This is a genomic window from Cupriavidus sp. DB3, assembly GCF_020418465.1.
Classification (GTDB): Bacteria; Pseudomonadota; Gammaproteobacteria; order Burkholderiales; family Burkholderiaceae; genus Cupriavidus; species Cupriavidus cauae.
In genome coordinates this window covers 83,268-109,857 of record NZ_JAIZPL010000003.1, presented here as the reverse complement: position 1 = coordinate 109,857, position 26,590 = coordinate 83,268, and the positions used below count along the sequence as shown (strand labels likewise).

Genomic DNA, 26,590 nt, shown 5'->3' with positions numbered 1-26,590 from the left:
AGTCGAACCGTGCCTCATACCCCGTACCACGGCCGCGGTGACGCTTCATCCAGATTTCACTTAACAAACGCGGTCGCGTTGGGCTACACTCGCGCCCATCCATAATCCCGGAGAAATTACGTGGGCAGTAGCATCGGGTGTTCGAGTTGCCGCGGCAAAGCCGCGACCTCTACGAATGCCATGTCACTGCGGGCTGCGTAACGACGAACCCGTCCGGACCATCCTGGTCGGACGCTCGCCGAACCCGCCCGCAGCACACTGCGGGCGAGTGTTTTTTCCGTACTGCCACCGGCGGCCATCGCTTCAACAGGCCCGCCGCGTTGTTGCGGACTTCCCTCACCCGGCTTGCCAGCCATCAACGGCAAACGCCATCGCCTTGCACGGCCCGTCCGCGCAGCGCGATCACGCTTGCCTTCGAGCCCGCCATTCGCCGTCGCGAAGGGCGCGGCCCGGCCGTGCCGCAAGCCTGCCTGCCGATTTTCTTCATCGCACGGCATAAGGAATACCGGGGATGATCAATCTGTTCGTCCTGCAGAAAGGCCGGCTCGCCCAGGAGCAGGTCGACGACCGCAACGAGTTGCTGCAGCACAAGCCCATCTGGATCGATGTCGTCAGCCCCGACGACGAGGAACTGGACTGGATCAAGGAAGCCTACGGCGTGGCCCTGCCCGAGCTCGAGGACCTCGGCGACCTCGAGGCCTCGGCGCGTTATTTCGAGGGCGAGGATGAAAACATCCATATTCGCACCGACTTCCTGCTCGACGAGGACGAGGTCTCGCGCAACGTGCGCGTGGCCTTCGTGCTGACGCGCGACGTGCTGTTCTCCATCCACGACGAGGACCTGCCGGTGTTCCGGCTGGTGCGGCTGCGCGCCCGCATGCGCCCGGGCTCGGTGCGCAACGCCAAGGACGTGCTGATGGATCTGTACGCGACCGACGCCGAGTACTCGGCCGACTCGATCGAGGAGATCTACGAACGGCTGGAGGACGCCAGCAAGCGCGTACTGGCCGAGAACGTGACCGACGCCGCGGCGGCCGATGTGCTCGAGACCATCGCGCGCGAGGAAGACCGCAATGGCCGCATCCGCCGCAACGTGATGGACACCCGGCGGGCGCTGTCCTTCCTGATGCGCAGCCAGCTGCTGTCCGCCGAGCAGCAGGACGAGGCGCGCCAGATCCTGCGCGATATCGACTCGATCGAGAACCACACCGCGTTCCTGTTCGACAAGATCAACTTCCTGATGGACGCCACGGTCGGTTTCATCAACATCAACCAGAACAAGATCATCAAGCTGTTCTCGGTGGTGTCGGTTGCGCTGATGCCGCCGACCCTGATCGCCAGCGTCTACGGCATGAACTTCAAGGTGATGCCCGAGCTCGACTGGGCCGGCGGCTATCCGTGGGCGATTGCGCTGATGGCGGTGTCGGCGGCGATTCCGCTGATCTATTTCCGCCGCAAGGGCTGGCTCAGCTAGAAGCCCCAAGGCCCGGCGCCGCGACGACCGGGCCGCCCGGCGGGCTGCCCGCTGCCGTACGTCATCAGTCCGGCAGCGTGGCCGAGCCCATCCGGCGCGCGATGATGCCGGCCTTGGCGCGGAAGTTGACGCGCACATGCGCGCAGTACTGCTTCTTGTCGAAGCATTTTGGCGCCGGCAGCGCCGCCGCCAGGCGCGCCGCCTGGCCCACGCTGAGACGGCCGGCGCTGGTCTTGAAGTAGTGCCGGGCGGCGGCCTCGGCGCCGAACACGCCCTCGCCCCACTCGACCGAGTTCAGATAGATCTCGTAGATGCGCTGCTTGTCGAGCCAGAACTCCAGCATCCAGGTAATCAAGAGTTCCTGGCCCTTGCGCAGGTAATGCTGCTCGGGCGACAGGAACAGGTTCTTGGCCAGCTGCTGCGTGATGGTCGACCCGCCGCGCACGATATGGCCGCGCTTCTTGTTGCGCTCCCAGGCTTCCAGCATCGCGTCGAAGTCGTAGCCCGGATGATTGACGAAGTCGGCGTCCTCGCTGGCGATCACGGCGCGCTTCAGGTTGCGCGAGATCTCGCCATACGGCACCCACTGCCGCTCGATGCCGCAGCTCCAGACATTCCAGCCGCACAGGCGCCAGCGCTCGGCGCGCATGAACGAGGTCGGACCGGGATCGACTACCTGCCACGCGGCGATCTGCAGGAAGAAATAGACCTGCATCGCGACCACGCCGGCCAGCACGCTGCCCAGCAGCCATGCGAGCCAGCGCAGCGGCGCGGAAGTGCCGGCGCGCGCGGACGCGGCGGCGGCACGGGAACGGACGGCGCGTTTGCGTTGGGCCAAGGCGGAACTCGCGTCGGTCAGTCGGCGTAGCGGAAGAACGGGATGCGCCCGAGGTCAGCGTCCGGCCTGCGGTTTGCCGTGCGGTCTGGCCTGGGGTTCGGCCGCCGCTTTGGCTCCCGGTTCGGCAGCCGCTTCGCACCCGGCTTCGGCCCGCAGCGCGGCCCGCAGTTCCTCGAGCACCGGCGCGGTATCGGGATGCACGCCGCGCCAGAGGTAGAAGGCCTGCGCCGCCTGCTCGACGAGCATGCCGAGCCCATCGGCGGTGCGGGCGCCCTGCGCCGCCGCGTACTGCAGGAACACGGTCGGCTCGGCGCCGTACATCATGTCGTAGGCCAGCACGCCCTCGCCGAGCAGCGCCTCGGGCACCGGCGGCACCTCGCCCTGCAGGCTGCCGGCGGTCGCGTTGATCACCACCTCGCAGCCGTCCTCCTCGGACAGCCCGGCCAGCGCCTCGAAGCCGCCGCCCCACAGTTCGACGCCGGCCTCGCCGGCGGCCTCGGCGAAGTTCTCCAGCATCTCGCTGGCGCGGTCGGCGGTGCGGTTGGCCACCACGATGCGGTCGGGCCGGCAATCGATCAGCGGCAGCATCGCGCCCATCGCGGCGCCGCCGGCGCCCAGCAGCAGGATGCGCCGCCCTTCGAGCTCGACGCCGAGACGATCGACGATATCGCGCACCAGGCCGACGCCGTCGGTGTTGTCGCCGTGCAGCAGGCCGTCCTCCATCCACAGCGTGTTGACCGCACCGGCGGCCTCGGCGCCGGGCGTCAGCCGGTCGGCCAGCTCGAAGGCCTGCACCTTGAACGGCGTCGTCACGTTCAGGCCCTGGCCGCCCTCGGCGAAGAACCGGCGCACGGTGTCGGCAAACCCGTCCAGCGGCGCCAGCAGCCGTTCGTAGCTGAGCGCCTGCGCGGTCTGGCGCGCGAAGGCGGCATGAATCTGCGGCGAGCGGCTGTGCGCGATCGGGTTGCCGACCACGGCATAGCGGTCCACGGCGAGGTCAGGGTTGGGCATGTCGGTAGCGTTGGGCATTTATCGGGATGGCAGCGGCGATGGCGCCTGGGACGGCAACCGGGATTGCAGCCGGGTTTCCAGCCCGCTGCGCGAGAACTTGAACGTCGAAATCACTTCGAGAATATCGTAGCGGGCCCGCATCTCCGGCGAAAACTCGCCGAACGGCGCCGCGGCGCGCACGATCGCGATGGCCTGGCGGTCCAGAGCGGCGTTGCCCGAGCTCTTGACCAGCTCGACGCCGTCGACGCGGTAGCCGCCGCGCTCGTAACCGAGCCGGCCATGCCGGTCGACGTTGATCGCCACGATCAGCTCGCCGTACAGCGGCTGGCCGGCGCGGCGAGGGAAGTCGGCGGTGCCGCGCGCCTCGATCTTCTTGCGCAGGCGGTCGTAGTAGCGGGCGTAGACCACCTGCTGCGCGCTGGTGGCGGTGATCTGGTGGCGCTTGGGCCGGCGCGCGTAGTGCTCCAGATTGCGGGCGATCTCGGCCTCCAGCCGCGCCATCTCGTCGAGCGAATCGTGCTCGTCCTGGCCGCGCGCCGGGGTATCGAGACGGCGTTCGCCCGGACGCAGCGGCTGGCTGTGGACCGGCGGCGCGCTCTCGCGCAGCTGTGTCATCAGCCGCTGCTGGCGCTCCTCGAGCAGATCGACGCGGCGCTGCACCTGGCGCACCAGATCGCCCTCGCGCGGGATGGGCTGCGCCGGCAGCGGCGTGCTGGCACGCTGCTGCTCGTGGTCGCCGCCGCCGTCGAGATCGGCCTGCGCCAGCGCGGCTGGCTTGAGCGGCTGCTGGCCCGACTTCGCATTGACCAGCACCACGTCGAGCGCGGTGTCGCTGCGCTTGATCTCGAAGGCCTCCGGCGCGCCGAAGCGCACTGCCAGCAGCAGCGCATGCACGGCCAGCGAGATCGCGATGGCCTTGGCCATCGTGCTGCTGCCTTGCCACCACTGGCGGGAAGCGCGGGCGAGGTTCACGGCAGGCCTGGATCAGGAGGCAGCGGGGCCGCCGTTGCCGGCGGTCCTGGCAGCGCCGTCGCGACCATCGGCGCCGTCGCCGGCGCTGGCGTTGGCGTTGGCGTTGGCGTTGGCGTTGTCGTTGGCCCTTTCGCCGGGGATGGCTTCGGCCGGCGCTTCGGTACCGGTACCCTCCAATGTCTCCGGCACCGTCTCGGCGCCCTGCTCGGCGGCCTCTTCCGCGGCCTGCTCGGCCGCCACCTCGGCGGCCGCTTCGGCGGAGACCTCCGCCGATTCTTCATCGCCTTCCAGTTCTTCGGCCGGCAGCTCACCCTCGCCGGCAAACACCTCCAGCACCCGACAGCTGACTTCCAGCGTCAGCTCGTCGGTGCCGGCGATCTCGAGCAGCACCTGCGTGCCGCGCGCGGCCTGCGCGAGTTCGGGCACGCGCGTGACCAGCGGGATCTCGGCAAAGCGCACCGCGCCGTCCTTCAGCACGGTCGCCATCATGCGTTCGCGGTTCTCCTGCGCGAGCCAGCGCAGGCACCAGTAACGCTCCATGGTCGACTGGTGCTCGGCATAGGCGGCATAGGTGCCCTCGAAGTCCGCCACCGCGGCCAGCAGGTCGGCGTCCTTGGGCTTGAACGGCGCCACCAGCTTGGCGGTGACGCCGTGCTGCGCGGCCGCGATGATCTGCCACTGGTTGACCAGATCGACATAGCGGCGCAGCGGCGAGGTGCTCCACGCATACTGCGCGACGCCCAGCCCCTCGTGCGGAGCCGGATAGGTCTGCATGCGGGTCCGATGCATGCCCCAGGCCTTCTGCGTGCGGTAGATGCCCGGCACGCCGTGGTCGGCCAGCAGCTTGCCCCAGGTGCTGTTGGCCAGGATCATCAGCTCGGCGACGATCTTGTCCAGCGGCGATCCGCGCTTGCGCTGCTCGATGCGCACGCGCTGGCTGCCGTCGGGCTGCTCGTCCAGATAGAAGCTGTAGTCGGCGCGGCTGTGCGACTCCGGCCGCAGGCCGCTGGCGACGCGCGCGCGCTGGCGCTCGTCGTAGAGGAAATTGGCGAAGCCCCACAGCGCGGTCAGCGCCTCGCGGAACGGATAGTCGCCGCTGCCTTCGGTCAGCGCGGCCTCGGTCACCACCTCGTCGAGCAGGTTGTGGCGCAGATTGGAGGCGATCTTGACCATCTCGGCGCGCGTCTCGCTGGCGAGGATCTGCTGCGCGGCCGGATCGTAGGTCACGTACAGCGACAGCGCCGGGCACTGTCGCCCTTCCTGCAGCGTGTAGCGCTCGACCACCGCGTCCGGCAGCATCGTGATCTTGTCGCCCGGAAAGTAGACCGTCGACAGCCGCTGCCGCGCGATCGCGTCGAGCGGATCGCCGCGGCGGATGCCCAGGCCCGGGGCCGCGATATGGATGCCGATGCGCAGGCGCCCCTCGTCCAGCGGCATCACCGACAGCGCGTCGTCGATCTCGGTGGTGGTGACGTCGTCGATCGAGAACGCCTCGACCGGCGCGAGCGGGAGGTCGCCGCCCGGCTCCGGCACCATGATCTCCGGAAAGCCGGTGCCCTTGGGGAAGCACTCGGACAGGAAGCGGGCCTCGTGCAGCGCGCGCGCGTTCGGCACGCCGCCGACCTCGATCATCAGCCGCATCGGCGACTTGCCCAGCGCGGTGCACGCGGCATCGAGCGCCTTGTACTCGAGGCTGTTCTTGTCCGGCTTGAACAGCAGCGTCAGCACCTTGCCGCGGAACGCCTCGGGCAGCACGCCGGCCTTCAGTTGCTGTTCGTATTCGGCCTGCACCAGCGCCTGCTGGCGCTTGCGCTCGAGCCCGGCCAGCGCTGCCTTGAGCTGGTCCTCGGGCGCGCGCTGGTAGCGGCCGCGGCCCTTGCGGCGGAAATAGACCGGATTGCCTTGCAGCGCCATCGCCAGCGCCGCCTGCTGCGCGGGGCTCGCCGACGCACCGTAGTACTCGGCGGCCAGGTCGGTGAAGCCGAACTCCTGCTCGGGGGCGCATTCCCACAGGAAATCGAGATCGATCTCGCCGGTCAGCGCCGCCGTCTGCGACAGCAGCTCGGCCGCGCTCGGCTGCGCGAACTGCAGCAGCACGTCGCGCGACTTGACCTTGGTGCGCTTGCCCGCGGGCAATTCGACCTGATAGGCCTCGCCTTGCTGGTTCAGCACGGTACCGGCGCGGATCTCGCCGCCTTCCTCGAACAACAACTGCATGGGATCGGGTCTTTCAGATATGCCGGAAACCGGGCGTCGGCGAGGCGCGCTGCCCGCCTCGGAAATGGATAAGCGTCACCGCCCGGCACGGGCCGGGCGGGGGGGTCATGGGCCGCGCGCATGGGCGCCGCGGCCGGTCGTCAATGATACCGTACCGGGCTGGCGCGGCCGTCTGCCGGGCCACGCAATAAAACGTGTCCGGCGGCGGGTGCCCGGCGCCGCGGCGTGCCGGCAAGCGTGCCGGGAAACGTGCCCGCGAACGCGCCGGAAAGCCTGCCCGGGAGCCGTCCGGACGGGCGACCGGAAACGCGTCCGGAGGCGCGTCCGGAGGCGCGTGCGGAGGCGCGTCCGGAGGCGCGTGCGGAAGCGCGTCCGGGAGTGTGTCCGGAAGCGCGCCCTCAGATCGACATGCCGCCGCTGGCCTCGATCGCGGTGCCGTTGATATAGCTGGCGTCGTCGCTGGCCAGGAAGGCGTAGATGCTGGCGATCTCGTCCGGCTCGGCCAGCCGGCCCAGCCAGCAGGCCTGCTTCATGCCGTCGAGCACCTTGTCCGGCACCGTCTGCAGGATCTCGGTGGCGACGAAACCCGGGCACACCGCGTTGACGCGCACGCCCTTGGGCCCGAGCTCGCGCGCCCAGGTCTTGGTGAAGCCGACCACGCCAAACTTGCTCGCGGCGTAGTTGGTCTGGCCGAAATTGCCGTACAGGCCGACCACGCTGGAGGCGTTCAGGATCACGCCGCGGCCGCGCTCGATCATCGGGCCGGCGACGGCCTGCGCGCAATGGAACACGCCCTTCAGGTTGACGTCGATCACCGCGTCGAACTGGGCCTCGGTCATCTTGACCAGGCGGGCGTCCTTGGTGATGCCGGCGTTGTTGACCAGGATGTCGATCTGGCCGTACTCGGTCAGCGTCGCCGCGACCATCGTGTCGACCTGCTCGCGCTGCGTGACGTCGACCCGGTGCGCGCGGACGGTGGCGCCGCCGGCGGCCAGCTGCGCGGCGGCCTGCTGGACGCGCTCGGCGTTGACGTCGCACAGGATCACGATGGCGCCCTCGGCGGCGAAGCGCCGCGCGGTCGCAAAGCCGATACCGGCGGCGGCGCCGGTGACGATGGCAATCCGTCCCTGAAGTTTCATCGTTGAGTTCTCGTGGTAGTGGGGTTGGCTGTCGTTATCGTTTTTTTGTTTGGGTTGGGGCGGGTCCGCGCGTCGTCGGCCGCGGCGCCGTCGGCATCGATTGCATCGGTCGCATCGGTCGCGTCCATCACCTCCGACGCGTCCATCGCGTCCATCGCGTCCATCGCGTCCATCGCGTCCATCGCGTCCATCGCATCCATCGCATCCATCGCATCCATCGCGTCTGTCGGGTCGCTCTCCCCTATCGCGGCGGACGCATCGGCACCGGCATGCCGGTCGCGGTGCGCGGCGCCGGGCGCGTGGCGAGGTCGGGCAGGAATACCTCGGTCACCAGCATCACGCCCGCGCCGCGGCGGAACACCGAGCGCCGCGCCGGCAGCATGATTCCCGCCAGCTCCTCGCCGAATTCGGGCAGCGCGCGGCGCAGCCGCTGCGCCAGCGGATGATGCGGCAGCAGGCGGGCGAATTCGAAGGGGTCGCGGCGCACGCGCGGATCGACGAACAGCGCGCCGCCCAGCGGCCGGTCGCCCAGTCCGCCGAGGAAGGGCCAGTCGCGGCGCGCATGGCGCGGATGGACGATGGTGTGGCCGAACACGGCCGGGGTGTTGTCGCAGACCAGCAGCACGTCGCGCGCGATCACGGGCAGCGGCGCGCCCAGCCCGAGCGTGTGCCACTCGTCCGCCAGTGGCCGCTCCATCCGCTGCGACAGCTTGCTGACGCGAAAGCGCGACGAGGCGGTGATCAGCCGCGCGGTCAGCGAGCCTTCGCCGGTGATCCAGCGCCGCAGGTTGGCGCCCATTGCCGCGTCGAACGGCAGATGCCCGCTCCAGGCACAGCGGCGCACGCGCGCCGCGCAGGCGTCAGGCATTGCCACCGTCCTTGTTGTCCGTCTCCTCGCCGGATGTCCCGGCTTGCCCGGTTTCGCGGGTTTCCCCGTCGTTCTTGGCGTTGTCGGCGTTGCCGTAGCCGCAGAAGTCCAGCACCTCGTCGACATAGTCGGCGAACTCGCTGATGCCGTGGTCGCTGCCCTCGATCACGCGGATGCGCGCGCCCGGGCAGGACGCCACCATCTCGCGGTAATCCAGCACCTCGTCGCCGGTCGCGGCCAGCAGATAGAAGCGCTCCGGGTGGCGCAGCGTGTCGACGCGCAGATCCAGCAGTTCCTGCAGATGACGGCGCTCGACCTTGACCGAACCGCCGCCATGCCACAGCGGCTGCTCGCCGAGATGGCGCTCGAGATCGGTCCAAGGATGCACGGCCGGGTTGAGCAGCACGGTGGGGCAGCCGTGCCGCTCGCCGAGCCAGCGCGCGTAGTAGCCGCCGAGCGACGAGCCGACGATGGCCAGAGGCCGATCGCTCGGGGCCGACAGGCGCGCCGCGGCGATCGCGGCCTCGGCTTGCTCGATCGCGCGGGCCGGCGACACGTCGAGCATCGGACAGGCGTAGTAGCGGCCCAGCCCGCGCTCGCGCAGGCGCTGCTGCACCAGTTGCGCCTTGAACGAGCGCGGCGACGAACGGAATCCGTGCAGATACAACAGCATGGGCGCCGCTCCGTTCAGCCCTTGGCGGGCGCCGCCAGCGCGTCCAGCAGCTTCTGATGGACGCCGCCGAAGCCGCCGTTGCTCATCACCAGAACATGGTCGCCCGGCCGCGCCGCGGCGCGTACCGCGGCGACCAGCGCGTCCAGATTGTCGAAGGCGCCGGCGCGCTCGCCCAGCGGCGCCAGCGCCTCGGTCAGATCCCAGCCCAGCGCGTCCTTGCCGCTGGGGGCGCCATAGCCGAATACCAGATCGGCCAGTTCGAGGCTGGCGGGCAGCTGCGCCTTCATCACGCCGAGCTTCATCGTATTGGAGCGCGGCTCCAGCACCGCCAGGATGCGCGCCGCGCCGACGCGCCGGCGCAGGCCGTCCAGCGTGGTCTGGATCGCGGTCGGATGGTGGGCGAAGTCGTCGTAGACGGTGACGCCGCCGGCCACCCCGCGCACTTCCATGCGGCGCTTGACGTTGGCGAAGCGGCCCAGCGAATCGATCGCCTGGGCGGGCGGCACGCCGACATGGCGGGCGGCGGCGATCGCGGCCAGCGCGTTCATGCGGTTGTGCACGCCCTGCAGCGTCCATTGCACGCGGCCGACCACGGTCTCGCCGTGCCAGACATCGAAGGCGTCCAGCTCGGCGCCGGCACCTGCGGCCTGCGCCGCATCGCTGGCGCGCCAGTCTCCGGTGCCGAACTGCTCGACCTCGCTCCAGCAGCCGCGCTCGAGCACGCGCGCCAGGCTCTCTTCGAGGCCATTGACCAGCAGCCGGCCCTGGCGCGGCACGGTGCGCACCAGATGGTGGAACTGGGTCTCGATCGCGGCGAGATCGGGAAAGATGTCGGCGTGATCGAACTCCAGGTTGTTCAGGATCGCGGTGCGCGGCCGGTAGTGGACGAACTTGCTGCGCTTGTCGAAGAAGGCGGTGTCGTACTCGTCGGCTTCGATCACGAAGAAGTCCGAGGGCGTCACCCGTGCCGACACGCCGAAGTTCTGCGGCACGCCGCCGACCAGGAAGCCTGGCTCGTAGCCGGCGTCCTGCAGGATCCAGGCGAGCATCGACGTGGTGGTGGTCTTGCCGTGCGTGCCGGCCACCGCCAGCACCCATTTGCCGCGCAGCACATGCTCGCCCAGCCATTGGGGGCCGGACACATAGGGCAGGTTGCGGTCCAGGATGGCTTCCATCAGCGGGTTGCCGCGCGAGACCACGTTGCCGATCACGAACAGGTCCGGTTCCAGCGACAGCTGGGCGGGATCGAAGCCCTCGATCAGCTCGATCCCCTGGGCCTCGAGCTGCGTGCTCATCGGCGGATAGACATTGGCGTCGCAGCCGGTGACGCGATGGCCGGCCTGCTTGGCCAGCACGGCGAGGCCGCCCATGAAGGTGCCGCAGATACCGAGGATATGAATATGCATGGGGATCGGTGAACAGCCGGATGGAAAGCGAGGGTTGATGGCGCGAGCCGCGGCGAAGGCCGATGCCGGCCCGGCGGCGGGCATCGGGCGGGCATCGATGGGGCGCGAGGATCGCCGCCGGCGATGCGCGGGACGCGGGCATCGGCGCGACCGCACCGTGCCGCAGTGCCGCATTGTACCGTGCGAGCCGGGCCTCGGCGGCAGCGGGTATCATCGTGGGATGTCACGACGTACCCCCATCGATCCGGCGCGCCTGCGCAACGAGATCGCGCAAGCCGCCGCCCGGATGATCGCCGAGGATGGCGCCGACTACGCCACCGCCAAGCGCAAGGCCGCCCGCCAGCTGCTCGGCGACGTGCGCATCGCGGGCGACTGGCTGCCCGACAACGAGATGGTCGAGGACGAGGTGCGCGCCTATCAGGCGCTGTTCCATGCCGACAGCCAGCCGCGCATCCTGGCGCTGCTGCGCCGCGTGGCCCTGCTGGCGATGCAGGATCTGGCCGGATTCCGCCCGTATCTGGCCGGCGCGGTGCTCAACGGCACCGCGACCGAGCATTCCGACATCCATCTGCAGTGCTTCTGCGACAGCCCCAAGGATGTCGCGCTGCACCTGCTGAACGCCGGCGTCGACTTCGAGACCAGCGAATCCCGCCACTTCGCCAACCGCGGCGAGGTCGAGACGCTGAGCTTCCTGTGGCGCGGCCAGTGGCCGGCGCAGCGCGAGGCACGCCTGCTGGCCGGCGAGGTCCGCGCCGAACTGGGCGCGCCGGTCGGCATCCATATTGCGCTGTATGACGCCAACGACGAACGCGGCGCCCGCGGCGAGCCAGGCGGCCGGCCACTGCGGATCGACGAGGGTGCGCTGCGCACGCTGATCGCCGCGGACGAGGCGGCGGCCGGCAACCCGGCCCCCGACGGCGACACCATATAAATAGAACCGGCGCCCATCTGGCGCCATCTCTTCGTCTTCCTTGCCAGAGGCCCCATGAAACCGTCCACGTCCTCCGCCCCGCCTTCGCCACCTTCCGCGCCGCAGCCGGTTCGTCGCGGCCGCCTGTGGTTCTGGCTGGCCATCGCCGTCGCCGCCGCGATTGCCGGCGCCGTGGTCGGCCACCGGGTCTTCTCGCCGCAGCCGGCCAGCGACCAGGCGGTCGAAGCGCTGTACCGCACCGAGCTGCCGGATGCGGACGGCAAGCCGATCCGGATGGACGCGCTGCGCGGCAAGACGGTGGTCGTCAACTTCTGGGCGCCGTGGTGCGGCCCCTGCGTGGAAGAGATGCCCGACCTGACCGCGCTGCACAAGGAATACCAGTCGCGCGGCGTCGAATTTGTCGGCATCGGCATCGATTCGGCCAGCAATATCCGCGAGTTCGTCCAGAAGGTCCCGGTCGCCTACCCGTTGGCGGTGGCCGGCTTTGCCGGTACCGAACTGACCCGCAGCTTCGGCAATGCCGCTGGCGGCCTGCCCTATACGGTGGTGATCGATCCCGATGGCGTGGTGCGGATGCGCAAGATGGGACGCGTGATGCCCGACGAACTGCGCGCCGTGCTGCCAAAGGGATAACGGCGCACGCGCCGCCGCGCAGGTGCCGCCAACGTGGTTTTGCCGCCTTCTGCAGCGAACCGGTCCGCAATTGTGGCGAAATGGTGCAGCACACGGCGATGACAAGGCCCGGCTCGGTCAAATGCGATGCATAGTGCCCCTGCAAGGCGGGATTCGCGGATCCGCCTTGTACCGTGTGCTAGACAAATCCCTCTAAGCTACGGTAATCTCCGCGCAATTTCGTAGAACTGGTCGAGCTGCCGTGACCGATATTCGTCCAAGCCCTAGCGCCGCCCGCTACCGTCAGGTGCTGGTCCTCCATGGACCGAACCTGAATTTGCTGGGCACGCGGGAGCCGCAGACGTATGGCACGACCACGCTGGCCGACATCGATGCCGCCCTGGCGCAGCGTGCGGCCGCGGCAGGCATCGGGCTGGCGACCTTCCAGTCCAACCATGAAGGTGCGTTGATCGACCGCATCCACGCCGCGCGCGAGCAGGGTGTGGATTTCATCATCATCAATCCCGCCGCCTACACGCACACCAGCGTGGCGTTGCGCGACGCGCTGGCGGGCGTGTCGATACCGTTCGTCGAAGTCCACCTGTCGAACGTGCATCGCCGCGAGAGCTTCCGCCATCGGTCCTATTTTTCCGATCTGGCGGTCGGCGTGATCTGCGGGCTGGGTTGGCAGGGCTACCTGCTGGCGCTGGACTACGCCCTCGGGCAGGAACAGGCGCCACCCGGGGCCTGACCCCCGCGTCGAACAGAAACAGACACAGTACCCATGGCGCGCGCCGGTGTGCGCGCCCTCGCCGGCTACCTCGCGTGCCCGGCGCGGCGGCGCGATTGCCGGCCGCAACGATTTTCTCCGGGCCCCCGCCATCGCGGCGGTGCCGGACAACCCGATTCAGGAGGATAGAAGATGGACCTGCGCAAGCTGAAGACGCTGATCGACCTGGTGGCCGAATCCGGCATCTCCGAGCTGGAGGTCACCGAGGGCGAAGGCAAGGTGCGCATCGTCAAGGCGCCGCCCCAGGTGGTCGCCCAGGCGATGCCGATGCAGGCCGCCCCGGCGATCGCCGCGGCGCCGGCTCCGGCCGCCGCTCCCGCCGCGATCCCCGCCGAACCGGCCGCGCCCCAGCTGCCCGCGGGCCACGTCGTGACCTCGCCGATGGTCGGCACCTTCTATCGCGCGCCGTCGCCCGGCGCGGCGCCTTTCGTCAACGTCGGCGACACGGTCAAGGAAGGCCAGACAGTCTGCATCATCGAGGCGATGAAGCTGCTCAACGAGATCGAGTCCGACAAGGCCGGCGTGATCAAGGAAATCCTGGTCGAGAACGGCCAGGCGGTCGAATACGGCCAGCCGCTGTTCGTCATCGGCTGATTCCGAGGACCGCACGCCGCGCCCCACGCCCGCACCATGCGGGCGTTTCGCGTGGCGGCGTGCGGTGCCGGCCGCCGGTCGCAACGCGGCGTTCGTGGCCGGCCCCCGGCGTAACCGCCCTTCTGTGACCGCCCTTCTGCTGCGCAGAGAGAGACTATGTTCGAAAAAATACTGATCGCGAACCGCGGCGAAATCGCCCTTCGCATCCAGCGCGCCTGCCGCGAGCTCGGCATCAAGACCGTGGTGGTCTATTCCGAAGCCGACAAGGAGGCCAAGTACGTCAAGCTGGCCGACGAAGCGGTCTGCATCGGCCCGGCGCCCTCCCCCCAGTCCTACCTCAACATGCCCGCCATCATCTCGGCGGCCGAGGTCACCGACGCACAGGCGATCCACCCGGGCTACGGCTTCCTGTCGGAGAACGCCGACTTCGCCGAGCGCGTGGAAAAGTCCGGCTTCGTCTTCATCGGCCCGACCCCGGAATGCATCCGGCTGATGGGCGACAAGGTGTCGGCCAAGCAGGCCATGATCAAGTCCGGCGTGCCGTGCGTGCCGGGCTCCGAAGGTGCGCTGCCCGAGGATCCGAAGGAGATCCTGGCCACCGCGCGCCGGGTCGGCTATCCGGTCATCATCAAGGCGGCCGGCGGCGGCGGCGGGCGCGGCATGCGCGTGGTGCACACCGAGGCCGCGCTGCTGAACGCCGTCAACATGACGCGCGAGGAGGCGGGCCGCGCGTTCGGCAATCCGGAGGTCTACATGGAGAAATTCCTGGAGAACCCCCGGCATATCGAGATCCAGGTGCTGGCCGACCAGCACCGCCAGGCGATCTGGCTGGGCGAGCGCGACTGCTCGATGCAGCGCCGCCACCAGAAGGTCATCGAGGAAGCGCCGGCACCGCACATTCCGCGCCGCCTGATCGAGCGGATCGGCGACCGCTGCGCCGAGGCCTGCAAGAAGATCGGCTACCGCGGCGCCGGCACGTTCGAGTTCCTGTACGAGAACAACGAGTTCTACTTCATCGAGATGAACACGCGTGTGCAGGTCGAGCATCCGGTGACCGAGATGATCACCGGCATCGACATCGTGCAGGAGCAGATCCGCATCGCCTTCGGCGAGAAGCTGCGCTATCGCCAGAAGGACGTGCAGTTCCGCGGCCACGCGATCGAATGCCGCGTGAACGCCGAAGATCCGTTCAAGTTCACGCCGTCGCCGGGCCGCATCACCGCCTGGCACGCGCCGGGCGGCCCCGGCGTGCGGGTCGATTCGCACGCGTATGATGGCTATTTCGTGCCGCCGCACTACGATTCGATGATCGGCAAGCTGATCACCTACGGCGCCACCCGCGAGCAGGCCATCGCCCGCATGCGGATCGCGCTGTCGGAGATGGTGGTCGACGGCATCCTGACCAATGTGCCGCTGCACCGCGAGCTGATGCTCGACGCCAACTTCGTCGAAGGCGGCACCAGCATCCATTATCTGGAGCACCGCCTGGCCCAGAAGAGCGTGGCCAAGGGCGAGAAGGTCTGAGCCGGTTCGGGCCGGTTCGGGCCGGTTCGGGCCGGTTCGGGCCGGTCCGAGCCGGGCCGGCTGCAGCAGGCAGTTTGACGGCCGCCCCGCCGACCACGGCAGGCGGCCAGCATGGGGAAAGCGCGTGGCATTTCAGGAATGTGTAATCGAGATTGCCCAGGATCAGGCCGAGGCCTGGTCCGACGCGCTGTTCGAGCTGGGAGCGCTGTCGGTCTCGGTCGAGGACGCCGACGCCGACACGCCCGATGAGCAGCCGCTGTTTGGCGAGCCGGGCATGGAACCGACCCGGCTGGCATGGCAGCACTCGCGGCTGGTGGCGCTGTTCGACGCGGACACCGACCCGGCGCTGGTGCTGGCCGCCGCGGCCAACGCGCTGGGCTGCGCGGTGCCAGCCAGCGAGGTGCGCAGCGTCGAGGACCAGGACTGGGTGCGGCTGACGCAGTCGCAGTTCGAGCCGATCCGCATCGGCGAGCGCATCTGGGTGGTGCCGTCCTGGCACGATGCCCCGGAACCCGACGCCGTCGTGCTCGAACTCGATCCGGGCCTGGCCTTCGGCACCGGCAGCCATCCGACCACGCGGCTGTGCATGCAGTGGCTCGAGCAGAACCTGATCCCGGGCGAGACCGTGCTCGACTACGGCTGCGGCTCGGGCATCCTGGCCATCGTCGCGAAGAAGCTCGGCGCCGGCGACACGCTCGGCGTCGATATCGATCCGAACGCGGTCGAGGCCTCGCGCTACAACGCCGAGCGCAACCGTGTCAGCGCGACCTTCGCGCTGCCGGACGACGCCGCGGCATTGGCTGCCTCCACCGGCGCCACAACCCACGACCTGGTGGTCGCCAATATCCTGTCCAACCCGCTGAAGCTGATGGCCGCGATGCTGAGCGCGCGGGTACGGCCGGGCGGCCGGCTGGTGCTGTCGGGCGTGCTCGAACGGCAGGCCGACGAGGTCGCCGCCGCCTATGCGCCGTGGCTGCCGCTGAGCGTCTGGCGCAGCGACGAAGGCTGGGTGTGTCTGCATGGCACCCGCCCCTGACGCCGATCACTCCGAACTCCCTGAAGACGCCCGGCGCGAGGCCGGGCCGCGGCATGCCGGCCGCAACGGCGGCATGGACCCTGGCACCCGCTCCGGTGCCAACGCCGCCACGAACGCCGGCAGCGATGCGGACACCAATGCGGGCACCAATGCCGACAGCGACGTTGGCACCAATGCCGACGCCAGCGCCGACGCCAGCGCCGACGCCAACACCGGCACCAACGTCGGGACCACTGCCCAAGCCAACGCAAACGCCGACGCCAGCGCCGACGCAAACGCCCGCACCAACGTCGGCACCAACGTCGGCACCAAAGCCGGCCTGAGCGCCGGCGGTTATCTGCGCGCACGGGCCGCCGAATCCAACGAGATCGCCCCGAGCGCGATCGCGCGCGAACAGGCCATGCGCCGCTGGCAAGGCGGCGCCGCCCCCGACACCGTTCCCTTCTCCGCCGATCTGTCCGGCACGCCCGAAGAGGCCGCCCTGGCGGCGCGGCGGGCGGCCGCACGCCGCCGTCGCCTGCGCTGGGCCGCGGCCGCCGCGGTACTGGCCGCACTGCTGGCACTGCTCGCCGCGGCGCTGCTGTGGCGCACCGAACTGGCCGGACGCGTGCCTGCACTGCGGCCGTGGCTCGAGGCCGCCTGCGCGCCGCTGGGCTGCCGCGTGCCGCCGGCGAAACACCTGTCCGCGCTGCGCATCGACGGCTCGCAACTGCAGATGCCCGATGCCGGCACCGAGGACTATCTGCTGACGATGACGCTGCGCAACGAGGGCCGCGCTGTGGTGGCGCTGCCGGCGATCGAGCTGGTGCTGACCGACGCGCAGGACCGCCCGCTGCAGCGGCGCGTGCTGATGCCGGCCGACTACCTCCCGGCGGCCCACCGCGCGCGCGATCCGGATGGCGCCGCGGGCCTGCAGGCGGGCGCCGAGCTGCCCCTTCAGGTACGATTCCGGACTCGGCAGGCAGCGGACAACTACCGCGTGTCGGTGTTTTATCCCTGAGCATCCCGAATGCATCGCTGATGCATCGCCGAACACCCGAACCATCCTCGAATTCCCCGGGATGCGCCGCCGCGGCATCCGGCCGCGCGCGCCGCGTCCCCCCTCAACCAGGAGCGACCATGAGCACTGTGACCCTCGGCGGCAACCCGATCGAAGTCGGCGGCAAATTTCCCCAACCCGGTGACAAGGCCCCCGCATTCTCGCTGGTCGGCAAGGACCTGAAGGACGTGACGCTGGCCGACTTCGCCGGCAAGCGCAAGGTCCTCAATATCGTGCCGAGCCTGGACACGCCGGTGTGCCAGGCCTCCGCCCGCAAGTTCAACGAGAAGGCCAGCGCGCTGGCCGACACCGTGGTGCTGACCATCTCGGCCGACCTGCCGTTCGCGATGGGCCGCTTCTGCACCGCGGAAGGCCTGAGCAACGTGGTGCCGCTGTCGACGATGCGCGGCGCGCAGTTCAAGCACGACTACGGCGTCGACATCCAGAGCGGCCCGCTGGCCGGCGTGACGGCCCGCGCGGTGGTGGTGCTGGACCAGAACGACACGGTGACCTACAGCCAGCTGGTGCCGGAAATCAAGAACGAGCCGGACTATGACGCGGCGCTGGCAGCGTTGAAGTAAGCGACCGTGTTTCCCTCTCCCGCCCACGGGAGAGGGAAAAAACAAGCAGCACCACCAGCGATCCACCAGAACCAAAACACCTTGGAGCATCCATGCCCAGCCTGATCTGCGGCTCCGTCGCCTACGACACCATCATGACGTTCGAAGGCAGGTTCCGCGAACACATCCTGCCGGACCAGATCCACATGCTCAATGTGTCCTTCCTGGTCCCCGGCATGCGCCGCGAGTTCGGCGGCTGCGCGGGCAATATCGCCTACAGCCTGAAGCTGCTCGGCGGCGAGCCGGTGGTGATGGCGACGGTCGGCGAGGATGCCGGCCCGTACCTGGACTACCTGCGCGAGCTCGGCATCGGCACCGAGCACATCCGCACGCTGCCCGGCACCTTCACCGCGCAGGCGATGATCACCACCGATCTGGAGAACAACCAGATCACCGCCTTCCATCCGGGCGCGATGAGCCAGTCGCAGCTGTCGCAGGTGCAGGACGCGCTCAAGGGCGAACGCGCGCCCCGGCTGGGCATCGTTGCGCCGGACAGCCGCGAAGGGATGCTGCACCACGCCCGGCAATTCGCCGAGGCCGGCATTCCGTTCATCTTCGACCTGGGCCAGGCGATGCCGCTGTTCGACGGCGAGGACCTGCGCCAGTTCGTCGAGCTGGCCAGCTACGTGACGGTCAACGATTACGAAGGCCAGGTGCTGCTGTCGCGCACCGGCTGGAGCAGCGCCGAGGTGGCGGCGCGCGTGCGCGCCTTCATCGTGACGCACGGCGAGCGCGGCGCCACCATTCACGCCGATGGCCGGCAGTACAATATTCCCGCGGTGCAGGCCGAACGGGTCGTCGATCCGACCGGCTGCGGCGACGCCTTCCGCGGCGGCCTGCTGTACGGCATCGAAGAAGGCCTCGACTGGGAAACTACCGGCCGGCTCGCGAGTCTGATGGGCGCGATCAAGATCGCGCACCAGGGGCCGCAGAACTACAAGGTCTCGCGCGAGCAGATCGGCCAGATGTTCGAGTCGGCCTTCGGCTACCGTTACGCGTAAACCCTTGCTGGGGAATCACCATGCAAACCCTTATCCGAACCTGCGGCGTCGCGCTCGTGGCGGCCGCCAGCCTCGTGGCCGGCTGCGCCACGCAATCGAACTCCGCCAGCATCTATACGCCGGGGCAGGCGCAGCGTGAACAGACGCTGCGCTACGGCGTGGTCGAGAGCGTGCGCGAGGTGATGATCCAGGGTCAGCAATCGGGCGTCGGCACGCTGGCGGGCGGCGCCATCGGCGGCATCGCGGCGGGCAGCTCGATCGGCAGCGGCAGCGGCTCGGTGGCGGCCGGCATCCTCGGCGCGGTGCTCGGCGGCATGGCGGGCAGCGCGATCGAGAACCGGGTCGACCAGCGGCGCGGGCTCGAGATCACGGTGCGCCTGGACAACGGCGAGATGCGTGCGATCACGCAGGACGCCGACGAGATCTTCCGTCCGGGCGAACGCGTGCGGCTGCTGTCCTCGGGCGGCGTCACGCGGGTCACGCACTGAGCGGCACGCGCTGAGCGCCGCGTACTGAGCCGTACGCACTGAGCGGCGCGCTTCACCGGCCGTCGATCACGACGCCGCCTCCTTCGGGGGGCGGCGTTTTTGTTTGCGCGTGCACCGGCGGCGCGATCCCGGAGAGCCGCTATGGCGTCGCGCTGCGTTCGGGCAGATCGCGGTGCGTTGGGACGAACCCCAAACAAAAAACCCGCCGCGGCAGTTGCCGGCGGCGGGTTGGCAGGACCACAGTCATGCCGGCCGGATACGGGGTATCCGGTCATCCGGGCACGCGAAGGTGCCCCAAGGATTCCCGCAGGAATCGAGCGCGCACAGGTCGCGCGTCAACGCTTACGGACGGCTGCCGGTCGGGAACGGCCAGGCGGCGGCCGGGCTCAGCGCGGTCTTGGCGGCCGGCGCGGGAGCCGAGGCGGGCGACGAGGCAGGGGCCGAGGCAGGCTGGGCAGCGGCCTTCTTGCCGGCAGCCTTCTTCGCCGGCGCCTTCTTCGCGGCAGCCTTCTTGGCCGGCGCGGCCTTCTTGGCGGTCGCCTTCTTCGCGGTGGTCTTCTTGGCCGCGGCCTTCTTGGCCGGCGCCGCCTTCTTCGCCGCTACCTTCTTGGTCGCGGCCTTCTTGGCGGGGGCCTTCTTCGCTGCGGCCTTCTTGGCCGGTGCCGCCTTCTTCGCCGCTACCTTCTTGGTCGCGACCTTCTTGGCGGGGGCCTTCTTCGCTGCGGCTTTCTTGGCCGGTGCCGCCTTCTTCGCCGCTACCTTCTTGGTCGCGACCTTCTTGGCGGGGGCCTTCTTCGCCGCGGCCTTCTTGGCCGGCGCGGCCTTCTTCGCGGCGACCTTCTTCACCGCGGTCTTCTTGGCCGGTGCGGCCTTCTTGGCGGCTGCCTTCTTGGCGGGCGCGGCCTTCTTGGCCGCAGGTTTCTTCTTCGCAGTCGTTGCCATGGATGACTCCTTCACTAGAGCGTGAATATCGAATGTCCAAAATTGGCGACCCGACCGACCCGAGGCGTTATTGCTTGCGAACCCCAGTCGAGCGAGCGATTCATCGGCGTGCCGCAATACGGCTGCCGCACGCTAATGAATTCCTTGGCAGGCGCTCCGCGCAGGGCGAAGCTTCCGTGGCGACGTGCAACGCGATGACCCGCGCGCAACGCTCGCCGCGTCCTGCAGTATTCGATCCGCTCGCGCGTCGTTGCCCGACGACACGCGGCTTCCAAGTAGGAGTATTCCGACGGCAGACCTGCATTCGCGGTCATGGCCCGCGCCAGGCAGACGCCGTGTTGTTCGAGGTAGCGAACCCATCCCGTCAATGGGCCACAGGAGACTGTACGCGTTGTAAGAAGCCAGCCCGGTCTGGTCTGCGTCAAAGTTCTGTTGCTCCTCGGCTACCTGCATCACTGCATCGAAACGCGCCGCGGTTGTTGTTCGAGTTCTTCGCTTCGCGATGTCTTGCTTCATGCAATGAAGAGAGACTCTTGTCAAGGCGAATCATAATTCGTTTGGTCGGTGATGTTAAGAAAAAAGTTCCAAAAAATCACGCCATCGAATGCGCGCGCATTGCGATGACGAACACATCGATGCGATGACATGCGCGACGCGCTGTCGAGACACGCATCGCATGCCGCGACGACACGCTGCGAGACCCTCGTCGTCGATCGCATCGCGGCCTCATCGATATGCCGACGATGCGGTGCGCGACCGCTGCGCGCGGACCTCGCGACGACGTTCGCAGCGACCCATCGCCAGCCCTCGCGAGGCCGCGGCGAAGACACGAGGGAGAACCCGCATGCTCGCCGCAAAGCCGCATGCGACAAGGCTTTGCGGCATGCACTGAAGATCGGTCGCGCGTGTTGCGGGGTCGCTTGTCACCGCACGACGCGGCGTCATCGCAGCGCATCGCGGCACCGCTCGACACCGTCGCCGCGAGACGAACGACGAGCGCATCGACGGCGACGACAGCCGTCGCGACGTCGCGGCACGCATCGCGTATCGACATCGCCTCGCGCGTCGGCGCGCAGCGTGCACGCACGTCGATCGAGTGATGCGCCGACGCAACGCTTTGCCCTTCGCGAGCGCGATGTCGATGCCCCACCGACGCTCGATCGACGCTCGATCGACGTTCGATCGACGCTCCATCGATGACCGTCGAGGGCGATCGACCACGCGCTGGACCGCATCGTCGACGGTCTTCCGCGACCCTCGACGCTGACCGACGGCATCCACGACGCCCCTTCGATGGTCCTCGATCGCCATCGCCCTCCATCGCTCGCCATCGCTCGCCGGCGCCTGACTGTCGGACGATGGCGGACACCATCGCATGCCCCTGCGCATGCCCCTGCGCATGCCCCTACGCATGCGCCGACGCATGCCCCGATCCATGCGCCGGCGGCATGCGGACATGCGCAGATTTCGTTACCGCCTGCGCGGGCCCAGCTTCTAACATCGGCCGTCGGGCCCGCTGCGCCTGCCGCGGACGGGCGCTGTCCATCTCAGAGGAGGAAACCATGCACAGGAGAACAACATGCAAGCGAGCGTAGCCCACGCCGACGCGCTGCCCGCCACTCACGCCAGGGAACGCCGCCGCGCCATCGTCGCGACGGTGATCGGCAACGGCCTCGAGTGGTTCGACTTCACGGTCTACAGCTTCTTCGCGGTCATCATCGCCCGGCTGTTCTTTCCGACCGGCAACGACCTGTCGTCGCTGTTGCTGGCGGTCGCCACCTTCGGCGTCGGCTTCTTCATGCGCCCGGTCGGCGGCATCGTGCTCGGCATCTATGCCGACCGTGTCGGCCGCAAGCAGGCGCTGTCGCTGACCATCCTGCTGATGGCGCTGGGCACCACCATCATCGGCATCGCCCCCACCTACGACCAGATCGGTGTCTTCGCGCCGCTGCTGATCGTGGTCGCGCGGCTGATGCAGGGCTTCTCCGCCGGCGGCGAGATGGGCGGCGCGACCGCCTTCCTGACCGAGTACGCGCCCGCCCGCCAGCGTGCCTTCTATTCGAGCTGGATCCAGGCCAGCATCGGCGTCGCGGTGCTGCTCGGCGCCGCGGTCGGTACCTTCGTCACCAGCGCGCTGAGCCGCGAGGCACTGAACAGCTGGGGCTGGCGCCTGCCCTTCCTGCTGGGCATCGTGATCGGTCCGGTCGGCTACTACATCCGCCATCACCTGGACGAGACGCCGACCTTCCGCGACAACGCCGAGCGCTCCGACTCGCCGCTGAAGGAGATCGTGCAGACCTACCCGCGCGAGACCACGGCGAGCTTCTCGATGGTGATCCTGTGGACGGTCTGCACCTACGTGCTGCTGTTCTATATGCCGACCTACTCGGTCAAAGTGCTCCAAGTGCCGCAGTCCACCGGCTTCATCGCGGGCATGGTCGGCGGCCTCGCGATCATGGTGTTCTCGCCCATCGTCGGCTGGCTCGCCGACCGCATCGGCCGGCGCGCGCTGCTGTCGGGCTCGGCGCTGCTGATCCTGCTGCTGGCCTATCCGATGTTCTTCTATATCAACCACGTGCCGGGCCTGGCGTCGCTGCTGGTGTTCCAGCTGGTGTTCGGCGTGCTGATCGCCGCGTACACCGGCCCGATCCTGGCGGCCTTCTCCGAACTGTTCCCGGCCAAGGTGCTGTCGACCGGCCTGTCGGTCGCCTACAACCTGGCGGTGACGATCTTCGGCGGCTTCGCCTCGTTCATCATCACCTGGCTGATCGCCAGCACCGGCAGCACCATGGCGCCCGCCTTCTACGTGATGATCGCCGCCGCCATCAGCTTCGTCGGCACGCGCTTCGTCCGCGAGCCGGCCTATCTGCAACGACACTGAGACTCATGACCAGAATCCTGCTTCAGGGCGGCAACGTCCTCGACCCGGCGCACGGCAGCCTGCTGCGCCGCCACGACGTCCTGATCGACGGCGAGCGCATCGCCGCGGTATCGGCCACGCCGCTCGACCTGCCAGACGCCCCCGACCTGCGGCGCATCGACGTCGCCGGCAAGACCGTGATGCCTGGGCTGATCGACTGCCACGTGCACGTGCTGGCCTCGCTCGCCAACCTCGGCCTGAACGCGACCCAGCCCAACGTGCTGGTGGCCATCCGCGCGCTGCCGATCATGCGCGCGATGCTCGAGCGCGGCTTCACCACGGTGCGCGACGCCGGTGGCGCCGACTGGGGCCTGTCGCAGGCGGTCGCCAGCGGCCTGATCCCGGGGCCGCGCATCTTCCCGTCGGGCAAGGCGCTGTCGCAGACCGGCGGCCACGGCGACTTCCGCCCGCGCGGCGACACGCTCGAGCCCTGCTCGTGCGCGTTCCGCGCCGGCGCGATCGCGCGCGTGGTCGACGGCGTCGACGCGGTGCGGCTGGCGGTGCGCGAGGAGATCCAGAAGGGCGCGACCCAGATCAAGATCATGGCCTCGGGCGGCGTCGCCTCGCCGACCGATCCGATCGCCAACACGCAGTACAGCGAGGCCGAGATCCGCGCCATCGTCGAGGAGGCCGAGGCCGCGCAGACCTATGTCGCGGCGCACGCCTACACGCCGCGCGCGATCGCCCGCGCGGTGCGTTGCGGCGTCCGTTCGATCGAGCACGGCAACCTGGTCGACCGCGCCACCGCCGAGGTGATGCGCGAGCATGGCGCCTTCGTGGTGCCGACCGTGATCACCTACGAGGCGCTGGCGCGCGACGGCGCGCGGCTGGGCCTGCCGGCCGAGTCGGTAGCCAAGATCGAGACCGTGCGCCAGGCCGGCCACGACTCGCTGCGCATCTACGCCGAGGCCGGCGTGCCGATGGCCTTCGGCTCCGACCTGCTCGGCGAGATGCACCAGTGCCAGAGCGAGGAGTTCCGCATCCGCGCCGACGCGCTCGGCAACCTGGAGGCGATCCGCTCGGCCACCTCGATCGCCGCCGCGCTGCTGCAGCGCGAGGGCGAGCTCGGCACGGTGCGCGCCGGCGCGCTGGCCGACCTGCTGGTGGTCGACGGCGACCCGCTGGCCGACATCGGCCTGCTGATGGGCCAGGGCGAACACCTGGCATTGGTGATGCAGGGCGGGCGGATCCATACACGCGCGGCGCAGTAGCGTCCCCTGCGTCTGTCGCTCTGTAGTTCTCCCTCTCCCGGGGAGGGCCGGGGAGAGGGGGAGATGTGGCGCCCCATCGCATGGCGAGCGCGCTTGCCCTCTCCCCCAATCCCTCCCCCGCGAGCGGGAGAGGGGAGCCCCACGCGGGGCTGTCCCTTCATGCCCAACGTGGGCCCTCCACTATCATGGCGGCTTGACCGACCGGACGCCGCCATGCGCATTTCCCCGCTTCCTCCGCTGCCCTGCCTGATCGCCTTCGAGGCGGCGATGCGGCACGGCAGCTTCACGCGCGCCGCCGCCGAGCTGCATCTGACGCAGAGCGCGATCAGCCGGCAGGTCGCCCAGCTCGAACAATTCCTCGGCAAGAAACTGTTCGTGCGCGAGCCGCGCGCGCTGCGGCTGACCGTCAGCGGCCAGCGCTATGCCGAGGTGGTGCAGCGGCTGCTGGTCGGATGCGCCGAGGCGACCGAGGACGTGATGAAGCGCAAGGGACATACCGAGCTGTCGGTAGCCTGCTCGTCCGGCGTCGCGGTGCTGTGGCTGACGCCGCGGCTGGCGCGCTTTCGCGCCGCGCATCCGGACATCCACCTGCGCCTGGTCGTCAACGACAGCCTCGCCTCGATGTCGGGCGCCGAGTTCGATATCGGCCTCTATTACCTGCGCGAAGGTCCGCCGCCGGGCTTCGCGGCACGGCGCCTGTACGACGAGGAAGTGTTCCCGGTCTGCACGCCCGGCTACCTGCGCGGCCGGCATCTGGAACCCGCCGACCTGGTCGACGAGACGCTGCTTGTGCTCGAGGACGCCCAGCGCCAATGGATGTCATGGGAGACCTGGCTGGCGCAGAACGGCCTGCCCGATGCGCGCCCCAACCATCGCGTGGTGGCCAACCAGTATCCGATCCTGCTGCAGCTGGCCATCGAGGGCCACGGCATCGTGCTGGGCTGGCGGCATATGATCGATGCCTGCCTGCGCGACGGCCTGCTGGTGCGCGCAACCCAGGCGAGCGCGACCCTGGGCGGCGGCTACTACGCGATCTGGCCGCGCGAGCGCGCCGAGCCGGCCGCGGCGCGTGCGTTCCGCCAATGGCTGGTGCAGCAGAGCGGCATCGATGGCCGCGCCGGCGAACGAAGCGCCGAGGGATAAAGTGTGGACGGATGAAGCGCCGACGAAGGCAGCGCCGATGGATGCGGCGCCGACCGATGCGCCCACGCCATCGGCATCCCGATCCCGATCCCGGATGCCGAATCCGAATCCGAATCCGAATCCGAATCCGAATCCGATCCCGATCCCGATCCCGAACCTCGAATCCCGGAACACATAGGAGCGATGCGCCATGAAGCAAGTGCTGCTGCCCTGCGGTGAACGCGTGCCGGCCCTCGGCATGGGAACCTGGAATATCGGCGACGATCCCGCGCGCCGGGCCGAGGAGATCGCCACGCTGCGGCTCGGCCTGGACCTTGGCCTGCGGCTGATCGATACCGCCGAGATGTATGGCGAGGGGCTGTCGGAAGAACTGGTCGGCGAGGCGATCGCCGGCCGGCGCGACGAGGTGTTCCTGGTTACCAAGGTCTATCCGCACAACGCCGGACGGCGCGACGCGGTGGCGGCCTGCGAACGGAGCCTGCGCCGGCTCGGCACCGACCGCATCGACCTGTACCTGCTGCATTGGCGCGGCGGCGTGCCGCTGGCCGAGACCATCGAGGCCTTCCTCGCGCTGCAGCAGGCCGGCAAGATCCGCCACTTTGGCGTCAGCAATCTCGACCTCGACGATATGCGCGAGCTGTGGAAGGTACCGGGCGGCGACCGGGTCCAGACCAACCAGCTGCTGTACAACCTGGGCCGCCGCGGCATCGAATGGGATCTGCTGCCATGGCTGCGCGAGCGCGGCGTGCCGGTGATGGCCTATTCGCCGATCGAGCAGGCCCGGTTGCTGCGCCATGCCGGCCTGAAGAAATTTGCCGCGCGCCATGGCATCGCCCCGGCGCAGGCCGCGCTGGCCTGGCTGCTGGCGCGCGACGGCGTGATCGCGATCCCGAAGACGGGACGGCGCGACGCACTGCGCGAGAACGCCGCGGCGGTGTCGATCGCGCTCGACGCCGCGCAGCTGGCCGAGCTCGATGCCCTGTTTCCGCCGCCGCGCGGGCCGCGTCCCTTGGAGATGCTGTAGCACCGCCGGCGCGGACCGGGACGAGCGACCAAGGCACCGAGGCATGCGCGCAGCTCCGGCGCGCGACTCAGGAGCACCACTCAGGAGCACCACTCAGGCGCGCGACTCAGGCCCCGA

Annotated in this window: 25 protein-coding genes and 1 pseudogene; 16 read left to right on the top strand and 10 right to left on the bottom strand. The window is 69.2% G+C overall.

Features of this window, described 5'->3' with window-relative positions:
* Positions 1 to 511: 511 nt before the first annotated feature.
* Positions 512 to 1,474 (top strand): magnesium/cobalt transporter CorA, encoded by a 963-nt coding sequence (gene corA, locus K7G19_RS10145; RefSeq protein WP_149316622.1) that lies wholly within the window; start codon positions 512 to 514, stop codon positions 1,472 to 1,474.
* A gap of 64 nt (positions 1,475 to 1,538) precedes the next feature.
* Here corA and mtgA read toward each other — a convergent pair whose 3' ends face one another.
* The 9 genes and pseudogenes from mtgA to mpl form a co-directional block, all read right to left on the bottom strand.
* Positions 1,539 to 2,240, bottom strand: a complete 702-nt coding sequence (gene mtgA, locus K7G19_RS10140) for a monofunctional biosynthetic peptidoglycan transglycosylase (RefSeq protein ID WP_150082155.1) — start codon at positions 2,238 to 2,240, stop codon at positions 1,539 to 1,541.
* Between the two features lie 216 nt (positions 2,241 to 2,456).
* Positions 2,457 to 3,323 (bottom strand): annotated as a pseudogene (gene aroE, locus K7G19_RS10135) (shikimate dehydrogenase); the annotation flags it as partial.
* Positions 3,324 to 3,341: 18 nt separating this feature from the next.
* A complete protein-coding gene (locus tag K7G19_RS10130) occupies positions 3,342 to 4,247 on the bottom strand; it encodes an energy transducer TonB (RefSeq protein ID WP_190286285.1) in 906 nt (301 codons plus the stop codon).
* Between the two features lie 60 nt (positions 4,248 to 4,307).
* Positions 4,308 to 6,512 carry a ribonuclease catalytic domain-containing protein gene (locus K7G19_RS10125; RefSeq protein WP_226107135.1) on the bottom strand — a complete coding sequence of 735 codons (2,205 nt, stop codon included), beginning with the start codon at positions 6,510 to 6,512 and terminating at the stop codon, positions 4,308 to 4,310.
* A 398-nt stretch (positions 6,513 to 6,910) separates the two neighbouring features.
* Entirely contained in the window at positions 6,911 to 7,651 is a 741-nt protein-coding gene (gene fabG / locus K7G19_RS10120; protein WP_150082139.1) for a 3-oxoacyl-ACP reductase FabG, read from the bottom strand.
* Complete coding sequence (locus tag K7G19_RS10115) at positions 7,648 to 7,869, bottom strand: hypothetical protein (protein WP_226107134.1); 222 nt, start codon at positions 7,867 to 7,869, stop codon at positions 7,648 to 7,650. The genes fabG and K7G19_RS10115 overlap by 4 nt, the downstream gene beginning before the upstream one ends.
* A gap of 23 nt (positions 7,870 to 7,892) precedes the next feature.
* Positions 7,893 to 8,519 carry a chorismate lyase gene (locus K7G19_RS10110; RefSeq protein ID WP_226107132.1) on the bottom strand — a complete coding sequence of 209 codons (627 nt, stop codon included), beginning with the start codon at positions 8,517 to 8,519 and terminating at the stop codon, positions 7,893 to 7,895.
* Positions 8,512 to 9,192, bottom strand: coding sequence for a YqiA/YcfP family alpha/beta fold hydrolase (locus tag K7G19_RS10105; protein ID WP_226107130.1), 681 nt, complete (start codon positions 9,190 to 9,192; stop codon positions 8,512 to 8,514). Before K7G19_RS10105 ends, K7G19_RS10110 begins: the two co-directional genes overlap by 8 nt.
* Before the next feature lie 14 nt (positions 9,193 to 9,206).
* Entirely contained in the window at positions 9,207 to 10,598 is a 1,392-nt protein-coding gene (gene mpl / locus K7G19_RS10100; protein WP_149316616.1) for a UDP-N-acetylmuramate:L-alanyl-gamma-D-glutamyl-meso-diaminopimelate ligase, read from the bottom strand.
* Positions 10,599 to 10,818: 220 nt separating this feature from the next.
* Here mpl and K7G19_RS10095 point away from each other — a divergent pair, with 220 nt between their 5' ends.
* The 10 genes from K7G19_RS10095 (at position 10,819) to K7G19_RS10050 (ending at position 19,233) form a co-directional block, all read left to right on the top strand.
* Positions 10,819 to 11,529 (top strand): UDP-N-acetylmuramate--alanine ligase, encoded by a 711-nt coding sequence (locus K7G19_RS10095; RefSeq protein ID WP_149316615.1) that lies wholly within the window; start codon positions 10,819 to 10,821, stop codon positions 11,527 to 11,529.
* A gap of 54 nt (positions 11,530 to 11,583) precedes the next feature.
* Positions 11,584 to 12,162, top strand: a complete 579-nt coding sequence (locus K7G19_RS10090; RefSeq protein ID WP_150082138.1) for a TlpA disulfide reductase family protein — start codon at positions 11,584 to 11,586, stop codon at positions 12,160 to 12,162.
* A gap of 250 nt (positions 12,163 to 12,412) precedes the next feature.
* The gene (aroQ, locus tag K7G19_RS10085; RefSeq protein WP_226107648.1) at positions 12,413 to 12,892 is read left to right on the top strand and encodes a type II 3-dehydroquinate dehydratase; all 480 of its coding nucleotides are present in this window, start codon (positions 12,413 to 12,415) and stop codon (positions 12,890 to 12,892) included.
* A gap of 171 nt (positions 12,893 to 13,063) precedes the next feature.
* The gene (gene accB / locus K7G19_RS10080; protein ID WP_149316613.1) at positions 13,064 to 13,525 is read left to right on the top strand and encodes an acetyl-CoA carboxylase biotin carboxyl carrier protein; all 462 of its coding nucleotides are present in this window, start codon (positions 13,064 to 13,066) and stop codon (positions 13,523 to 13,525) included.
* 156 nt (positions 13,526 to 13,681) lie between these two features.
* A complete protein-coding gene (gene accC / locus K7G19_RS10075; protein WP_149316612.1) occupies positions 13,682 to 15,049 on the top strand; it encodes an acetyl-CoA carboxylase biotin carboxylase subunit in 1,368 nt (455 codons plus the stop codon).
* A gap of 124 nt (positions 15,050 to 15,173) precedes the next feature.
* Positions 15,174 to 16,085, top strand: coding sequence for a 50S ribosomal protein L11 methyltransferase (gene prmA / locus K7G19_RS10070; RefSeq protein ID WP_149316611.1), 912 nt, complete (start codon positions 15,174 to 15,176; stop codon positions 16,083 to 16,085).
* Entirely contained in the window at positions 16,069 to 17,085 is a 1,017-nt protein-coding gene (locus K7G19_RS10065; protein WP_226107128.1) for a DUF3426 domain-containing protein, read from the top strand. The genes prmA and K7G19_RS10065 overlap by 17 nt, the downstream gene beginning before the upstream one ends.
* Positions 17,086 to 17,204: 119 nt before the next feature.
* A complete protein-coding gene (gene tpx, locus K7G19_RS10060) occupies positions 17,205 to 17,705 on the top strand; it encodes a thiol peroxidase (RefSeq protein ID WP_149316610.1) in 501 nt (166 codons plus the stop codon).
* Between the two features lie 92 nt (positions 17,706 to 17,797).
* Positions 17,798 to 18,745, top strand: coding sequence for a carbohydrate kinase family protein (locus K7G19_RS10055; RefSeq protein WP_150082137.1), 948 nt, complete (start codon positions 17,798 to 17,800; stop codon positions 18,743 to 18,745).
* Between the two features lie 20 nt (positions 18,746 to 18,765).
* On the top strand, positions 18,766 to 19,233 hold the full coding sequence (locus K7G19_RS10050; RefSeq protein ID WP_053822532.1) for a hypothetical protein: 468 nt from the start codon (positions 18,766 to 18,768) through the stop codon (positions 19,231 to 19,233).
* Between the two features lie 342 nt (positions 19,234 to 19,575).
* Here the strand turns inward: K7G19_RS10050 and K7G19_RS10045 are convergent, their stop codons facing one another.
* The gene (locus tag K7G19_RS10045; protein ID WP_187829090.1) at positions 19,576 to 20,292 is read right to left on the bottom strand and encodes a histone H1-like DNA-binding protein; all 717 of its coding nucleotides are present in this window, start codon (positions 20,290 to 20,292) and stop codon (positions 19,576 to 19,578) included.
* Between the two features lie 746 nt (positions 20,293 to 21,038).
* Between K7G19_RS10045 and K7G19_RS10040 the strand changes: the two genes are divergently transcribed.
* The 5 genes from K7G19_RS10040 to K7G19_RS10020 all read left to right on the top strand — a co-directional run bounded on the left by K7G19_RS10040 (position 21,039) and on the right by K7G19_RS10020 (position 26,473).
* Positions 21,039 to 21,275, top strand: a complete 237-nt coding sequence (locus K7G19_RS10040; RefSeq protein ID WP_226107126.1) for a hypothetical protein — start codon at positions 21,039 to 21,041, stop codon at positions 21,273 to 21,275.
* A gap of 479 nt (positions 21,276 to 21,754) precedes the next feature.
* Positions 21,755 to 23,056: an MFS transporter gene (locus K7G19_RS10035; RefSeq protein ID WP_226107124.1), complete on the top strand. Its 1,302-nt coding sequence runs from the start codon at positions 21,755 to 21,757 to the stop codon at positions 23,054 to 23,056.
* A 5-nt stretch (positions 23,057 to 23,061) separates the two neighbouring features.
* Positions 23,062 to 24,306, top strand: coding sequence for an amidohydrolase family protein (locus K7G19_RS10030; protein WP_149316605.1), 1,245 nt, complete (start codon positions 23,062 to 23,064; stop codon positions 24,304 to 24,306).
* 213 nt (positions 24,307 to 24,519) lie between these two features.
* Complete coding sequence (locus K7G19_RS10025; protein ID WP_226107122.1) at positions 24,520 to 25,449, top strand: LysR substrate-binding domain-containing protein; 930 nt, start codon at positions 24,520 to 24,522, stop codon at positions 25,447 to 25,449.
* Positions 25,450 to 25,639: 190 nt separating this feature from the next.
* A complete protein-coding gene (locus tag K7G19_RS10020; protein WP_226107120.1) occupies positions 25,640 to 26,473 on the top strand; it encodes an aldo/keto reductase in 834 nt (277 codons plus the stop codon).
* The last annotated feature ends 117 nt before the right edge of the window (positions 26,474 to 26,590 follow it).

Excerpts from the sequence above, each read along its gene's own strand:
- corA (WP_149316622.1), top strand. The coding sequence starts at position 512 with ATGATCAATCTGTTCGTCCTGCAGAAAGGCCGGCTCGCCCAGGAGCAG.
- K7G19_RS10130 (WP_190286285.1), bottom strand. The coding sequence starts at position 4,247 with ATGGCCAAGGCCATCGCGATCTCGCTGGCCGTGCATGCGCTGCTGCTG.
- K7G19_RS10125 (WP_226107135.1), bottom strand. The coding sequence starts at position 6,512 with ATGCAGTTGTTGTTCGAGGAAGGCGGCGAGATCCGCGCCGGTACCGTG.
- fabG (WP_150082139.1), bottom strand. The coding sequence starts at position 7,651 with ATGAAACTTCAGGGACGGATTGCCATCGTCACCGGCGCCGCCGCCGGT.
- K7G19_RS10115 (WP_226107134.1), bottom strand. The coding sequence starts at position 7,869 with ATGGATGCGATGGATGCGATGGATGCGATGGACGCGATGGACGCGATG.
- K7G19_RS10110 (WP_226107132.1), bottom strand. The coding sequence starts at position 8,519 with ATGCCTGACGCCTGCGCGGCGCGCGTGCGCCGCTGTGCCTGGAGCGGG.
- K7G19_RS10105 (WP_226107130.1), bottom strand. The coding sequence starts at position 9,192 with ATGCTGTTGTATCTGCACGGATTCCGTTCGTCGCCGCGCTCGTTCAAG.
- mpl (WP_149316616.1), bottom strand. The coding sequence starts at position 10,598 with ATGCATATTCATATCCTCGGTATCTGCGGCACCTTCATGGGCGGCCTC.
- K7G19_RS10095 (WP_149316615.1), top strand. The coding sequence starts at position 10,819 with ATGTCACGACGTACCCCCATCGATCCGGCGCGCCTGCGCAACGAGATC.
- K7G19_RS10090 (WP_150082138.1), top strand. The coding sequence starts at position 11,584 with ATGAAACCGTCCACGTCCTCCGCCCCGCCTTCGCCACCTTCCGCGCCG.
- accB (WP_149316613.1), top strand. The coding sequence starts at position 13,064 with ATGGACCTGCGCAAGCTGAAGACGCTGATCGACCTGGTGGCCGAATCC.
- accC (WP_149316612.1), top strand. The coding sequence starts at position 13,682 with ATGTTCGAAAAAATACTGATCGCGAACCGCGGCGAAATCGCCCTTCGC.
- K7G19_RS10065 (WP_226107128.1), top strand. The coding sequence starts at position 16,069 with ATGGCACCCGCCCCTGACGCCGATCACTCCGAACTCCCTGAAGACGCC.
- tpx (WP_149316610.1), top strand. The coding sequence starts at position 17,205 with ATGAGCACTGTGACCCTCGGCGGCAACCCGATCGAAGTCGGCGGCAAA.
- K7G19_RS10055 (WP_150082137.1), top strand. The coding sequence starts at position 17,798 with ATGCCCAGCCTGATCTGCGGCTCCGTCGCCTACGACACCATCATGACG.
- K7G19_RS10050 (WP_053822532.1), top strand. The coding sequence starts at position 18,766 with ATGCAAACCCTTATCCGAACCTGCGGCGTCGCGCTCGTGGCGGCCGCC.
- K7G19_RS10040 (WP_226107126.1), top strand. The coding sequence starts at position 21,039 with ATGCGACAAGGCTTTGCGGCATGCACTGAAGATCGGTCGCGCGTGTTG.
- K7G19_RS10035 (WP_226107124.1), top strand. The coding sequence starts at position 21,755 with ATGCAAGCGAGCGTAGCCCACGCCGACGCGCTGCCCGCCACTCACGCC.
- K7G19_RS10030 (WP_149316605.1), top strand. The coding sequence starts at position 23,062 with ATGACCAGAATCCTGCTTCAGGGCGGCAACGTCCTCGACCCGGCGCAC.
- K7G19_RS10025 (WP_226107122.1), top strand. The coding sequence starts at position 24,520 with ATGCGCATTTCCCCGCTTCCTCCGCTGCCCTGCCTGATCGCCTTCGAG.
- K7G19_RS10020 (WP_226107120.1), top strand. The coding sequence starts at position 25,640 with ATGAAGCAAGTGCTGCTGCCCTGCGGTGAACGCGTGCCGGCCCTCGGC.